We start from the raw sequence: 14012 nt of genomic DNA on the forward strand, positions 1-14012 counted from the left end.
CCGCTGTGGGCACGTTACCCACATACGGCCGTCCAAATTCCGCGTCTTTGCGGGCCCCCGGTAGGCTAGATGCGTGACTCCCGAAGAACTCTCCACTGCCATATCCACTTGCCTTAAGGACGCCGTAGCCGCCGGTGAAATTGCCCTGGCGGAATCTGCCCTTCCCAACGACGTCCGAGTGGAACGACCCAAGAACAGGGATCACGGAGACTGGGCCACCAACATCGCCCTGCAACTGGCCAAGCAGGCAGGCACCAATCCGCGGGAATTCGCCGGAATCCTCAGCAACCGCCTGCAGGAAATACCTGGAGTGACCGGCGTGGAAATCGCCGGTCCCGGCTTCCTTAACATCACGGTGGATGCCGCTGCTGCCGGGGCGCTCGCCAAGGTGATCGTGGAGGCCGGTCCGTCCTACGGAACCAACCAGGCGCTCGCAGGCCACATCATCAACATGGAATTCGTGTCCGCCAACCCCACCGGCCCGCTGCACATCGGGCATACGCGCTGGGCTGCCCTGGGTGACGCGATCGCACGGGTGCTGCGTGCTTCCGGCGCAGACGTGACAGCCGAGTACTACATCAACGACGCCGGTTCGCAGATGAACGTCTTCGCCAATTCCGTGCTGTCGCGGCTCCACGGCCGCGGGGTACCCGAGGGTGGTTACCCCGGGGAATACATCATGGAACTGGGTGACGAAGTCCTGAAGGCCCACCCGGACATCCGTGAATTGACCGACGAGGCCGCGCTTCCGGTGATCCGCGCCGCTGCCTACGAAGCCCAAATGGTGGACATCAAGAACACGCTGGGCGATTTCGGCGTGGACTTCGACGTCTTCTTCTCGGAAAAGGAACTGCACGACGCCGGCGCGATCGAGGCTGCCGTGGCCCGCCTTCGGGAGCAGGGCCACGTGTTCGACGACGGCGGTGCGGTGTGGCTCCGCACCACAGATTTCGGTGATGACAAGGACCGGGTCATGATCCGTGCCAACGGAGAACCTACGTACTTCGCCGCAGATGCGGCCTACTACCTTTCAAAGAAGGACCGCGGCTTCATCGAGAAGATCTACCTCCTCGGCGCCGACCACCACGGCTACATCAACCGCCTCAAGGCCATCGCTGCCTGTGCGGGTGACGATCCCGAGGTGAACATCGAGGTCCTCATTGGTCAGTTGGTTTCCGTTAACGGTGCCAAACTGTCCAAGCGGGCCGGCAACATCATCGAGCTCAAGGACCTCATTTCCTGGCTGGGCAAGGATGCCGTGCGCTACTCCCTGGCACGCTTCCCCGCCGATTCGCCGCTGACGTTGGACCCGGAGCTGCTCAAGAAGAACAGCAACGAGAACCCGGTGTTCTACGTCCAGTACGCCCACGCGCGCTCACGCGGCACGGCCCGTAACGCGGCCGAGGCCGGCGTGGACCGCTCCGTCTTTGACGCGGCATTGCTGGATCACGCCACCGAGAATGATCTGCTCTCCTATCTGGGCAGCTACCCGTCGATCGTGGCGAAGGCGGCCGAACTGCGCGAACCGCACCGTGTGGCACGCCACCTGGAGGTCATTGCCGGCGCTTACCACCGCTGGTACGACGCCTGCCGTGTGTCGCCGCAAGGCGATGAACCGGTCCAGGACGTCAACCGCACGCGCTTGTGGCTCAATGACGCCACCAGCCAGGTTTTGGCCAACGGACTTGAACTGCTGGGCGTTTCGGCGCCGGAACGGATGTAGGAACCATGACTGAACACTCCTCACCGCTCGCCCCCGGGTGGCTCGCAGTACCGGAAAACCTCAATGCCCTGCAGGAACCCCTGTGGGCAGCAGGGGTTGAACGGAACCACGCTGGCGAGGTCACCATCGATGGCCTGTCCGTCAGCGAACTCAAGGCGCAGTTCGGCACCCCGCTGTTCGTCATGAGTGAATCGGACTTCCGGTCACGCGCCCGGGCGTTCAAAGACGCTTTCGACGCCGCCTTCGCCGGCATTTGCGGGGGAGTGGACGTCTACTACGCCGGAAAGTCCTTCCTTTGCACCTCCGTGGCCAGCTGGGTTACCGACGAGGGCCTGCGCCTGGACACCTGCTCAGGCGGCGAGTTGGCCGTCGCAGCGCGTGCCGGGGTGCCGGGCGGCAACCTGAGCCTGCACGGCAACAACAAGTCCGATGCCGAAATCAACAGGGCCCTGGACATGAAGCTTGGCCGCATTGTGGTGGACAGCCTCGACGAGCTGGAACGCGTGGCCAAGATCGCGTCCAGCCGGGGCGAAACCGCCAAGGTCATGCTCCGACTGACGCCCGGCGTGCACGCCCACACCCACGAGTTCATTGCCACCGCCCATGAGGACCAGAAATTCGGGCTGTCCATGGCCGGTGATTCAACTGAGGAAGCGGGCCTGTCCGCAGCCGAGGAGGCCGTGGCAGCAGCAACCTCGTACGCAAGCATTGAACTTCTGGGCCTGCACTGCCACATTGGATCCCAGATTTTCGAGCCCGATGGCTTCGCCCTCGCAGCCAGGAAGCTCCTTGCTTTCCAGGCGGCCATGCAGTCCAAGTACGCCATCGTCATGCCTGAGCTCGATCTCGGCGGCGGCTACGGAATCGCCTACACGCCGGTGGACACCCCCCGCCCCGCAGCGGAAATCGCGGAGGCGATGGCCGCCGTCGTACGTTCCACCTGCTCGGAACTTGGTATCGAGGCCCCGCGCATTTCCATCGAACCCGGCCGGGCGATCGTGGGCAGCACCACGTTCACTCTGTACGAAGTGGGAACCCTTAAGACGGTCCGCGTGGATGCCGAAACAGGGCATGAAGGCCAGGAGAACGTTACGTATCCCCGCCGCTATGTGTCGGTGGACGGTGGCATGAGCGACAACGCCCGTCCGGTGCTTTACGACGCGGATTATTCGGCCGTTTTGGCTTCCCGCGGCTCCGAGGCGGCTGCGCAGCTGTCCCGCGTAGTGGGCAAACATTGCGAGAGCGGCGACATAGTTGTTAGAGATGTATATCTGCCCGCGGATGTGGCAGCCGGTGATTTGCTCGCAGTACCGGGTACCGGCGCCTACTGCTGGGCCCTCTCCAGCAACTACAACTACCTGGCCCGGCCCGGCGTTGTCGCTGTAAGCGACGGAGCCGCCAGGCTCATTGTCCGCGGGGAAACCGAAGAAGATCTCTTGAACCGCGACATGGGAGTGGCGAATGTCTGAAGTGCGAAACCTGAAGGTGGCCCTGCTGGGCTGTGGCAACGTTGGGGCCCAGGTCGCGCGGATTCTGATTGACGACGCCGACGCCCTCGCCGCCCGCAGTGGTGCCCGCCTGGAACTGTCCGGTATTGCCGTGCGCACCATCGACGCGCCCCGTGATGTGGAACTTCCACGCGAACTCTTCACCACCGACGCCGAGACCTTGGTCAAGGACGCCGACCTGGTGATCGAGCTCATGGGTGGCATTGAGCCTGCCCGTTCGCTGATCCTCACGGCCATCCAGAACGGCGCCTGCGTTGTCACCGGCAACAAGGCCCTCCTGGCGCAGGACGGTCCCACGCTCTACGAAGAGGCGGACAAGGCCGGCGTGCAGTTGTCCTACGAAGCCGCTGTAGCCGGGGCCATCCCCATCCTGCGGCCCATCCGCGACAGCCTTTCCGGCGACCGCATCACGCGCGTGCTGGGCATCGTCAATGGCACCACCAACTTCATCCTGGACCAGATGGACAGCACGGGTGCCCAGTTCGCCGACGCCTTGGCCGAGGCCCAGCGCCTTGGCTACGCCGAGGCTGATCCCACCGCCGATGTCGAGGGCCACGATGCTGCTGCCAAGGCCGCAATCCTGGCTTCCCTGTCCTTCCACACCCGCTTCTCGCTGGATGACGTCTACTGCGAAGGCATCACCAAGGTCAGCGCCGAGGACATCGCGTCTGCCAAGGAAGCCGGTTTCGTCATCAAGCTCCTGGCCATCGCGGAGAAGATCGAGGCCTCGGACAACGGCAGCGGCATCTCGGTTCGTGTCCACCCCACCCTGTTGCCGCGCGAGCACCCGCTCGCAGCAGTCCGTGGCGCGTTCAATGCCGTCTTCATCGAGGCCGAGAACGCCGGTGAGCTGATGTTCTACGGCCAGGGCGCAGGTGGAACTCCCACGGCTTCTGCCGTCCTGGGCGACCTCGTCTCCGCCGCGCGACGGTTGGTCCTTGGGGGGCCGGGCCGCACCGAAACCACCACGGGCCATGTTCCGGCTCTCCCGGTTGATGCCTCGAACACCAGCTACTACATCGGCCTGGACGTCGCCGACCAAGCCGGTGTCCTGGCACGCATCGCCCACATTTTCGCGGAGAACGGTGTCTCCATTGAAATCATGCGACAGACGATCCACCGGGATTCCGCATCCAAGGTTGAGTCGGCTGAGCTGAAAATCGTGACGCACCGGGCATCCGAAGCTGCACTCGCAGCAACCGTCGAGGCCATGAAGGGCCTTGACGTCATCAATTCTGTGACATCCGTACTGCGGGTAGAAGGGGTCTAAGTGGCTCACCAATGGCGCGGAGTAATCCGCGAATACGCTGATCGTTTGCCGGTAACGGAAGCCACGAAGGTCATCACCCTCGGCGAGGGCGGCACTCCTCTTGTCCACGCACAGAAGCTTTCTGAGCTGACGGGCTCCCAGGTGTACCTCAAGGTCGAAGGCATGAACCCGACCGGTTCCTTCAAGGACCGCGGCATGACCATGGCAATGACGGCCGCCGTGGAGGCCGGAGCCAAAGCGGTTGTTTGCGCATCCACGGGCAACACCTCCGCCTCTGCTGCGGCCTACGCCACGGCCGCCGGCCTCAAGTGCGCCGTGCTGGTGCCCGAAGGCAAGATCTCCATGGGCAAGCTGAGCCAGGCCATTGCCCACGGCGCCACGCTGCTGCAGGTGGACGGCAACTTTGACAACTGCCTGGACATTGCCCGCAAGCTCGGCGAGTCCTACCCCGTGTTCCTGGTGAACTCCGTGAACCCGGCCCGTATCCAGGGCCAGAAGACGGGTGCGTTCGAGGTAGTGGACTCCCTGGGCGATGCCCCGGACATCCACGTGCTGCCGGTCGGCAACGCCGGAAACATCAGCGCCTACTGGAAGGGCTATAAGGAGTACTCTGCCCCCTTCGAGACAGCCAATGGCACGCTGCCTGCGGTTTCCACCAAGGCTCCGGTCATGTGGGGATTCCAGGCTGCCGGGGCTGCGCCGTTTGTTGCCGGCCACCCCATTACGGAACCGGACACCATTGCCACGGCCATCCGCATCGGCAACCCGGCTTCGTGGGAGACTGCCGTGGCAGCCCGGGACGAATCCGGCGGACTGATTGAAGCCGTGACGGACGAGGAAATCCTTGCCGCGCACCGCTGGCTTTCTTCCAAGGAAGGCGTCTTCGTCGAACCTGGTTCGGCGGCCGGCGTCGCAGGCTTGATCAAGAAGCACGCCGCGGGCGATGTGCCCACCGGGAAGACCATTGTCATCACGGTTACCGGCCACGGCCTCAAGGACCCGCAGTGGGCCCTCCGCACCGAGGACGGCAGCGATGTCCAGCCGGTCAAGGTGCCGAACGACGTCGTCACCGTTGCAGCAGAACTGGGACTGGAAGAAAAGTAAGAGTGGAAACAACGCAGCCCACCGCGACTGATCGTGCGCTCGTCGCGGCAGGCCAGCGGCTGACCGTCAAGGTCCCCGGAACGAGTGCCAACCTGGGTCCCGGCTATGACAGCCTCGGCTTGGCCCTGTCCATTTACGACACCTTGACGGTGGAAACCCTGTCCACCGGAGAGCTCGAATTCGAGCTCTCCGGTGAGGGGGCCGATACTTTGCCTCGCGACGCGTCGCACCTGGTGGTACGCGCCATCGACCTGGCCCTGGCACGCCTCGGGTACGTCCGCGGCGGCCTGAGGATCATCGCTGACAACGTGAATCCGCACGGCCGGGGCCTGGGATCGTCTGCTTCGGCAGTTGTTGCCGCAGTAACCGCCGCAAACGGGCTGGTTCCCGAAGAGGCCCGCAAGGACCGCGACTGGATCCTGCAGCTGACCAGTGAAATCGAAGGGCACCCGGACAACGTCGCACCCGCGATATTCGGCGGACTGGCGCTGTCATGGCAGGACAGCGAGCAGTACAGCAGCACCCGCGCGGACGTCGCGCCATCGGTGGTTCCCGTGGTGGCCGTTCCGGACTATGAGCTCTCCACCGAGACGGCCCGTGGCCTCCTGCCGGCCTCGGTCGGCCACCACGCCGCTGCCATGAACTCGGGCCGGGCCGCACTGCTGGTCCACGCCCTGACCACACAACCGGCGTTGTTGCTGCCGGGCACCGAGGACTACCTGCACCAGAGCTACCGCGCCGAGGCCATGCGCCCCAGCGCCAACCTGATCGCGTCCTTGCGTGCGGCAGGTTTTGCCGCGGTGGTTTCGGGCGCAGGACCCACCGTCATGGTGCTCGCCAATGGCCCGGCGGAGGCCGATGCCATCACCGAACACATCAACGTATTCACGTTGGCCAACACACCCGAGGTTGCCTGGCGTGTGATGACGCTGGCTGTGGACGTTGAAGGTGCTAGAGTGGAAGTGCACCGGCGGTAAAGCCGCGGGCAGTTCCCTGATTTTGGATCTCGGTGGTTTCGCCGTACCTTTCGTCAACTGTGCCAACGTCTGGCGGTGCCGTCTCCTTCCGGCCTGTCTCAGGTGCCGCAGAACTCTCTCTGTTTCCTGAAAATTCAGTCGGCTGTCCGGGCAACTGGATCCAGTGAAGACGATCAGTATCCGGCCCTGTTGGCCACAATCCATCAGGCACGGCCAAAATCAACGGTTGCAGATCTGAACTGCAGCCTAGAACAAATCATCGCGTCCGGCTCTTGTTCCGGGCGCCGTCGAGGGGGAAGGATCCTTCGTGACAGAAACCACTGAGCTGGCTTCAGCTGTGGACACCACATCTTCTGCTGCCGAGTCGTCAACGGCAGCAACCACCAAGAGCAGCGGCCTTGCCGGCCTTAAGCTCGCCCAGCTCCAGGCTCTTGCCAGCCAGCTGGGCATCTCCGGGGGATCCCGTATGCGCAAGGGGGACCTGGTTAACGCCATTTCCGCCCACCGTGCCGGTACATCCACGGCAAAGGCGCCCACCAAGGCTGCTGCCGCAAAGTCGGCCGCACCCAAGGAAACCCCTGCCGCCGAAGCAAAGCCGGCTGACAGCAACGCTCCCGCAACCGAGGCCGCTCCGGAAGCAGCGGCCCAGGAGGCACCCCGCCGTGGCCGTGGCCGCAGCCGTCGTGCCACCAGCGACGGCGTCGTGGCCGCAGCAGAAGCTGCTGCGGCTACAGCCGAGGCCGCTTCTGCTCCCGCCGCTGAGGCTCCGGCCGCGCCCGAAGCAGCCGAAGCCGGATCAGAACGCCGCCAGCCGCGGACGCGAAACCGCCGTCGTAATGACGCTCCCGCAGCCGAGACGGCAGAGGCACCCGCTGCCGAGCAGCCGGCACCGGAAGCCCGCGGCACCGAGCAGCGCAGCACCGAGCAGCGGGGAACCGAACAGCGCGAAGCCCGTACAGAACAGCGCGAAGCCCGCACCGAACAGCCCCAGCGCGAAACCCGCGGTGAGCGTTCCGAGCAGCGCGAACAGGCCGACAGCGGTGACCAGCAGCGTGAACGCCGTGACAATTCCCGCAGCCGCCGCGAGGACAGTAACGACGCCGAAGACGGCGGCAACCGCCGGAGTCGCCGCAACCGTCGCGACCGCAATGACCAGAACGACCGGAACGATCGCGGTGATCGTCGGGGAGGCCAGGACAACCGGGACGGCAACAGCCGCAGTGACCGCTTCCGCGACCGCAACGAGCGTCGCCGCGGACGTGCGCAGGGACCCGATGTTGACGACGTCGAGGTTACCGATGACGACGTCCTTCTGCCCGTAGCCGGCATCCTGGACGTGTTGGAGAACTACGCATTCATCCGGACGTCGGGCTACCTCCCGGGTGCCAACGATGTCTACGTCTCCCTGGCGCAGGTCAAGAAGTACAACCTCCGCAAGGGCGACGCCGTTGTAGGTGCCATCCGTGCGCCGCGTGACGGTGAAGACCGCAACCAGCAGTCCTCCCGCCAGAAGTTCAACGCCCTTGTCCGCGTCACCTCGGTCAACGGCAAGACGCCTGAAGAACTGAAGGACCGCGTCGAGTTCGCAAAGCTCGTCCCGCTCTACCCGTCCGAGCGCCTGCGCCTGGAAACGGACCCCAAGAAGATCGGCCCCCGCGTCATCGACCTCGTGGCCCCGATCGGCAAGGGCCAGCGTGGCTTGATCGTCTCCCCGCCGAAGGCCGGTAAGACGCTCATCCTGCAGTCCATCGCGAACGCGATCACCACCAACAACCCTGAGGTCCACCTCATGATGGTGCTGGTTGACGAGCGTCCCGAAGAAGTTACGGACATGCAGCGGACCGTCAAGGGCGAGGTCATTGCCTCTACCTTCGACCGTCCCGCCGATGACCACACCACGGTTGCCGAACTGTCGATCGAACGCGCCAAGCGCCTGGTCGAAATGGGCATGGACGTGGTGGTCCTCCTGGACTCCATGACCCGCCTGGGCCGTGCCTACAACCTGGCAGCACCGGCTTCCGGCCGTATCCTGTCCGGTGGTGTGGACTCCGCAGCCCTGTACCCGCCCAAGCGTTTCTTCGGTGCTGCCCGCAACATCGAAAACGGCGGCTCGCTCACCATCCTGGCCACCGCGCTCGTCGAGACCGGTTCCAAGATGGACGAGGTCATCTTCGAAGAGTTCAAGGGCACGGGCAACATGGAACTTCGCCTGTCCCGCCAATTGGCGGACAAGCGCATCTTCCCGGCCGTGGACGTCAATGCTTCGGGCACGCGCCGCGAAGAGAACCTGCTCTCGGCTGAAGAAGTCAAGATCATGTGGAAGCTGCGCCGCGTCCTCTCCGGCCTGGAGCAGCAGCAGAGCCTCGAACTGCTGACCAACAAGATCCGGGAAACGCAAAGCAACGTCGAGTTCCTCATGCAGGTCCAGAAGACGACGCTTGGAGCCAAGTCGGACAACGACAAGTAGCTGCTCTGGTGAGCCGCTGATTCTGCTGCCCCCGCCCCTACGCGTGGTGGCAAAGTCCCTTCGGACTTTGCCACCACGCTCCGGCAGGCCCTAAGAGAGATGACGAGGGCCCCGACCTGAGCTTGCGAAGGTTGGGAGTCATCGAACGCACTCCCGGGGCAGCAGAGTCAGCGGCTCGTTCCGCTTTCGGCCCGCCTTCGCGGGTTGGCAAAATGCTCGACGGCGGCACGGGTCTCCTGAAGGATCAATGCGGGCTCCAGCCCTGTGTCATTGGCCCGACGCCGCAGTTACTAGACTTGTACGAGTCGAAAGAGGTTTGAAAATGTTTGAGTCCGTCCAGGGATTGCTTGATGAGCACGCTGCCATCCAGGCACAGTTGAGCGATCCTGCTGTTTACGCCGACCAGTCCGTAGCCCGTAAGTTGGGGCGGCGTTCTGCCCAGCTCCAGGGCATCGTGGAGGCTTACAACAAGTGGCGCGGGCTCAACGATGACATGGAAGCCGCCAAGGAGATGGCTGCCGAGGATCCGGACTTCGCTGCCGAAGTGGAGCAGCTCGAGGAGCAGATTCCCGCGGCGCAGGAGCGGCTGCGGCGGCTCCTCATTCCGCGTGACCCGGATGACGCCCGCAACGTGATCCTTGAAGTCAAGGGCGGTGAAGGCGGCGACGAGGCTGCCCTGTTCGCCGGCGACCTGCTGCGCATGTACATGCGCTACGCGGAATCCCGCGGCTGGAAGACGGAAATGATCTCCGCCACCGAGTCCGACTTGGGCGGGTACAAGGACGTTTCCGTCGCCATCAAGGGCAACTCGAACGATCCCGCCGAAGGCGTCTTTGCCCGCTTGAAGTTCGAAGGTGGCGTGCACCGCGTGCAGCGTGTTCCCGTGACCGAATCGCAGGGACGCATCCACACCTCTGCCGCCGGCGTCCTGGTGCTGCCGGAAGTCGATGAACCCGAAGAACTTGAGATCAACCAGAACGACCTCAAGATCGACGTGTACCGTTCCTCGGGTCCTGGCGGTCAGTCCGTGAACACCACCGACTCCGCGGTCCGCATCACCCACTTGCCCACAGGCATCGTCGTGGCCATGCAGAATGAGAAGTCGCAGCTGCAGAACCGTGAAGCCGGCATGCGCGTCCTGCGGGCAAGGCTCCTTGCGCACCAGCAGGAGCAGATCGACGCAGCGAACTCCGAGCAGCGCAAGTCGCAGATCCGTACCATGGACCGCTCCGAGCGCATCCGCACGTACAACTTCCCGGAAAATCGCATCGCGGACCACCGCACCGGCTACAAGGCGTACAACCTGGACGCCGTGATGAACGGTGACCTGGAACCGGTCATCCAGTCGGCGATCGAAATGGACGAGCAATCGCGGCTTGACGCCATCGGCGAGTAAAGCCGGTAGCACAAGCCATGCCGTTCTACCCTGGCCAGAGCCTCGCGGACGCCGTCCGTGAGGCCACGGCTGTTTTGTCCGACGCCGGCGTTCCCACCCCGCGGGTCGACGCCGAGCTCCTTGCCGACCACCTCCTGAACGTGGGCCTTGGACGCTTGCGTGCGTTGCTCCTTGGCGATTCGCCGGCACCGGAGGGTTACGCCGCCTTGGTGGCCGAGCGTGCCGGACGCGTGCCGCTGCAGCACATTACCGGCGTCGCCTACTTCCGCCACCTGGAGTTGCGCGTGGGACCGGGCGTCTTTATTCCCCGGCCCGAAACCGAATCCGTGGTGCAGTTGGTGATCGACCGGCTGGCAGGGGTGTCCGCCCCCAAAGTGGTGGACCTCGGAACGGGATCGGGCGCAATCGCCGGTTCGATCGCGCATGAGATCCCGGGGGCCGACGTCTACGCCGTTGAATTCAGTGCCTTGGCCCACGCCTGGGCTGCCGGCAACCTGGAACCTTTGGGTGTGACCTTGGTGGCGGGCGATCTCCGGGATGCGTTGCCCGAGCACGACGGAACCTTTGACGCCGTCGTTTCCAACCCGCCGTACATTCCGGCCGAAGCCATTCCCAACGAACCCGAAGTCGCCCTGCACGATCCCCCCGAAGCGTTGTACGGCGGGGGAGCCGACGGGATGGAACTTCCGACGGCGGCAGCCGCCTCTGCAGCCCGCCTCCTGAAGCCCGGGGGCTACTTTGTGATGGAACACGCGGAAGTCCAGGCGGCATGGATCGCCGGCGTGCTGCGGCGCGCCGGCCACTGGCAGGAAATTACGACGCACTTTGACCTCAATGGCAAGGAACGTGCCACGAGCGCAGTGCTGGCAAAGACCGCTCCCAACGAGTGAAAGAATAGCGCTGTGACCACAACCTACAATTGCACTTCCGATGACCAGCGGGCTGAAGGGCTGCAGCACGCGCAGCGTGCCATCAGCGAAAAGAAGTGCATCGTGATGCCTACGGACACCGTCTATGGCATCGCGGCAGACGCCTTCTCTCCGCTCGCGGTGACCATGCTGCTGGCATCGAAGGGCCGCAGCCGCCAAATGCCTCCTCCTGTCCTGATCCCTCGGATCAACGCCTTGGATGGACTGGCCACCGATGTTCCGGCTGATGCCCGGGCCCTGGCACAGGCTTTTTGGCCGGGTGGCCTGACGCTCATCCTCCATGCGCAGCCTTCGCTGGACTGGGACCTCGGAGATACGAAGGGCACCGTGGCCCTGCGTATGCCCGATGACGAGCTCGCCCTGGAACTGCTTGGCCTCACCGGTCCGCTCGCCGTCTCCTCGGCGAACCGCACTGGCCAGGAAGCCGCGCAAACCGCTTCCGAAGCACGCCTGCAATTGGCGGAATCGGTGGAGGTGTACCTTGAGGGTGGCTTCCGGCCGGTCCAAGGCACGGCCGCCGTCCCTTCGACGATCGTGGACGCGACATCCACCCCCTTCAAGGTGGTGCGCCAAGGAGCCATTTCCCTGGACCGCTTGCGGGACATAGTGCCCTCCGTGTTGGGAGTGGGCGAAGTGGCGGCTCCGGAAGCATCCGGGGCCCAGAGCGAGGCCGACGCCGGGGGCGTCACCGATGCGGCGTCCGAAAGTGTCGCCGAAACACCATCCGCCAGCGTTGCGGAAACACCGTCCGAAAGCGTTGCGGAAACACCGTCCGAAAGCGACCTTGGGGCTCCCTCGGAAACCACGCCCACAACGGCTGCGGCTGACGGGGAAACAGGACCATCGTCCGGGGCCGCGCGCGAAGCCACCCCCGAATGATTCCCGAACGCCAGCGCGTCCCCGTCCTTGACGTCGACGCCACTCCGCTGCGCGCCGACGGGGTGGTTGCAGCGCTCGGACGCCTCATCGCCGATGGCAAAACCAGCACCGTCCTGGGGCACAACCTGCACAGCGTCACATTGTTCCATTCCCGTCCGGACTTCCGTGGGCTCTATGACAACAGCGAGATTGTGCTTCTGGATGGTGCTCCGGTAGCCATGCTGTGGGGCCTTGCCCACAGGGAGCAGTTGAAACCCCTGGGCCAGGGAACCATGGCTTTCCGGATGGGATCCATGGACTGGATTCCGGAATTGGGCGGCGTGGCAGGACTTGAACGCGTGGCAGTGATCGGCGCCGGACGTGACGCCAATACCAAGGCAGTCGCCAAGCTCCGCACGATCATCCCGGGTGCTACGGTGGACGGCATGCCCGGCGAAGGCTGGGACGGAACACTTGAGGACGCCGTGGTTGACTGGCTCGCGTCCTATCGCCCCCAACTGGTTTTGCTGGGCCTCGGCATGCCGTTGCAGGAAATGGTCCTGCAACGGAGGATCCAGCAGTTGCCACCTGCCGTCTATTGCGCTGTGGGTGGAGCGATCGAACAAGTTGCCGGTGTCCAGAAGCTTGCGCCCCGCTGGCTGGGACGGCTGGGCCTCGAATGGGCCTGGCGCCTGGTGCTGCACCCGGGCCGGGTGGCCTACAGAGTATTCGTTGAACCGTGGAAGCTGGCGGGCCTTTTGATCCGCAGGCGTTTCCAGCCATCCCAGACCAAAGGGAAGTAATGTCAAAACCCGTGGTGGTCGCCGTCGTGGTGACCTATAACCGGCGCGAACTCCTTGAGACAACCTTGGCGGGCATCGCCGCCGGCACGCAGGTGCCGGACGCCGTCGTCGTTGTGGACAACGCCTCCACCGACGGAACTGCCGCCTTCCTGCGCAGTTACGCGGGTCCGGTGCCCACCGATGTAGTCACCTTGAACACCAACGTGGGCGGCGCCGGTGGGTTTGTGGTGGGGATGGAACGCGCCGTTTTGGACCATGGCGCCCACCATGTGTGGATCATGGACGATGACACCGAGCCGCAACCCGGTGCCCTCCGTGAAGCCCTGGAGGTGTCCGAGGGCTACGCCCGGCAAACGGGGGAGACTCCGGCGTTCATTGCCAGCCGGGTGGTGTGGACCGATGGCCGCGACCATCCGATGAACCGCATGCGGCCCAGGATCGGTGCCGCTGAATCGGCGCGGGTTGCGGCCACGCGGGTGGGTGCGACCCAGATCCGCAGTGCCTCGTTTGTCTCCGTGCTGGTCCATGCGGAGGAGATCAGGCGCCACGGTTTGCCGATTGCCGACTATTTCATCTGGAATGACGACCTCGAGTTCACGGCCCGGGTATCCCGGCGCGGTGTGGCGCTGACAACCGACGCGTCCGTCGCCAACCACCACACGAAGGTATTCGGCGACGCAGGCGCGGATCCCGGTCCCCGCTTCTATTACGAGGTCCGCAACAAACTGTGGGTCTACACGCGGTCCAACGCCCTGGCCCCGTGGGAGAAGATTCTTTTCACTGGTGCATCGCTGCGGAATTGGACGCGGACCATTGCGTCCTCATCCAACCGGAAAGTCCTGGTGGCAGGGTTCCTGAAGGGGCTGCGCGACAGCTACCGGCCGCCGCGGTCCAATGAAAAAGTCCTGGAGGGGATCTACGCCTTGCGGGACGTCACGGGTCCGCAAAAGTAGCGGGAACGCAGCAACAGGACGGCC

Annotated in this window: 11 protein-coding genes; all 11 read left to right on the plus strand. The window is 64.4% G+C overall.

Annotated features, from left to right (window positions below; translation table 11 throughout):
- Positions 1 to 73: 73 nt before the first annotated feature.
- Positions 74 to 1723, plus strand: a complete 1650-nt coding sequence (gene argS / locus ACIQTZ_RS01695; protein ID WP_402976948.1) for an arginine--tRNA ligase — start codon at positions 74 to 76, stop codon at positions 1721 to 1723.
- Positions 1724 to 1728: 5 nt separating this feature from the next.
- Positions 1729 to 3192, plus strand: coding sequence for a diaminopimelate decarboxylase (gene lysA / locus ACIQTZ_RS01700; protein ID WP_402976951.1), 1464 nt, complete (start codon positions 1729 to 1731; stop codon positions 3190 to 3192).
- On the plus strand, positions 3185 to 4501 hold the full coding sequence (locus ACIQTZ_RS01705; RefSeq protein ID WP_400330190.1) for a homoserine dehydrogenase: 1317 nt from the start codon (positions 3185 to 3187) through the stop codon (positions 4499 to 4501). The genes lysA and ACIQTZ_RS01705 overlap by 8 nt, the downstream gene beginning before the upstream one ends.
- Positions 4502 to 5605, plus strand: a complete 1104-nt coding sequence (gene thrC, locus ACIQTZ_RS01710; RefSeq protein ID WP_402976954.1) for a threonine synthase — start codon at positions 4502 to 4504, stop codon at positions 5603 to 5605.
- 2 nt (positions 5606 to 5607) lie between these two features.
- Entirely contained in the window at positions 5608 to 6582 is a 975-nt protein-coding gene (gene thrB, locus ACIQTZ_RS01715; RefSeq protein ID WP_402976957.1) for a homoserine kinase, read from the plus strand.
- Positions 6583 to 6889: 307 nt separating this feature from the next.
- Complete coding sequence (gene rho / locus ACIQTZ_RS01720) at positions 6890 to 9049, plus strand: transcription termination factor Rho (RefSeq protein WP_402976960.1); 2160 nt, start codon at positions 6890 to 6892, stop codon at positions 9047 to 9049.
- A 322-nt stretch (positions 9050 to 9371) separates the two neighbouring features.
- Positions 9372 to 10445: a peptide chain release factor 1 gene (gene prfA / locus ACIQTZ_RS01725; RefSeq protein WP_397322393.1), complete on the plus strand. Its 1074-nt coding sequence runs from the start codon at positions 9372 to 9374 to the stop codon at positions 10443 to 10445.
- Positions 10446 to 10462: 17 nt separating this feature from the next.
- Complete coding sequence (prmC, locus tag ACIQTZ_RS01730; protein ID WP_402976963.1) at positions 10463 to 11335, plus strand: peptide chain release factor N(5)-glutamine methyltransferase; 873 nt, start codon at positions 10463 to 10465, stop codon at positions 11333 to 11335.
- A 12-nt stretch (positions 11336 to 11347) separates the two neighbouring features.
- Complete coding sequence (locus ACIQTZ_RS01735; RefSeq protein ID WP_402976966.1) at positions 11348 to 12253, plus strand: L-threonylcarbamoyladenylate synthase; 906 nt, start codon at positions 11348 to 11350, stop codon at positions 12251 to 12253.
- Positions 12250 to 13035 carry a WecB/TagA/CpsF family glycosyltransferase gene (locus tag ACIQTZ_RS01740; protein WP_402943438.1) on the plus strand — a complete coding sequence of 262 codons (786 nt, stop codon included), beginning with the start codon at positions 12250 to 12252 and terminating at the stop codon, positions 13033 to 13035. The genes ACIQTZ_RS01735 and ACIQTZ_RS01740 overlap by 4 nt, the downstream gene beginning before the upstream one ends.
- Positions 13035 to 13988, plus strand: a complete 954-nt coding sequence (locus tag ACIQTZ_RS01745) for a glycosyltransferase (RefSeq protein ID WP_402976969.1) — start codon at positions 13035 to 13037, stop codon at positions 13986 to 13988. Before ACIQTZ_RS01740 ends, ACIQTZ_RS01745 begins: the two co-directional genes overlap by 1 nt.
- The last annotated feature ends 24 nt before the right edge of the window (positions 13989 to 14012 follow it).

Source organism: Paenarthrobacter sp. NPDC090520, assembly GCF_044769205.1.
Lineage (GTDB): Bacteria > Actinomycetota > Actinomycetes > Actinomycetales > Micrococcaceae > Arthrobacter.

Excerpts from the sequence above, each read along its gene's own strand:
- lysA (WP_402976951.1), top strand. The coding sequence starts at position 1,729 with ATGACTGAACACTCCTCACCGCTCGCCCCCGGGTGGCTCGCAGTACCG.
- ACIQTZ_RS01705 (WP_400330190.1), top strand. The coding sequence starts at position 3,185 with ATGTCTGAAGTGCGAAACCTGAAGGTGGCCCTGCTGGGCTGTGGCAAC.
- prfA (WP_397322393.1), top strand. The coding sequence starts at position 9,372 with ATGTTTGAGTCCGTCCAGGGATTGCTTGATGAGCACGCTGCCATCCAG.
- prmC (WP_402976963.1), top strand. The coding sequence starts at position 10,463 with ATGCCGTTCTACCCTGGCCAGAGCCTCGCGGACGCCGTCCGTGAGGCC.
- ACIQTZ_RS01740 (WP_402943438.1), top strand. The coding sequence starts at position 12,250 with ATGATTCCCGAACGCCAGCGCGTCCCCGTCCTTGACGTCGACGCCACT.
- ACIQTZ_RS01745 (WP_402976969.1), top strand. The coding sequence starts at position 13,035 with ATGTCAAAACCCGTGGTGGTCGCCGTCGTGGTGACCTATAACCGGCGC.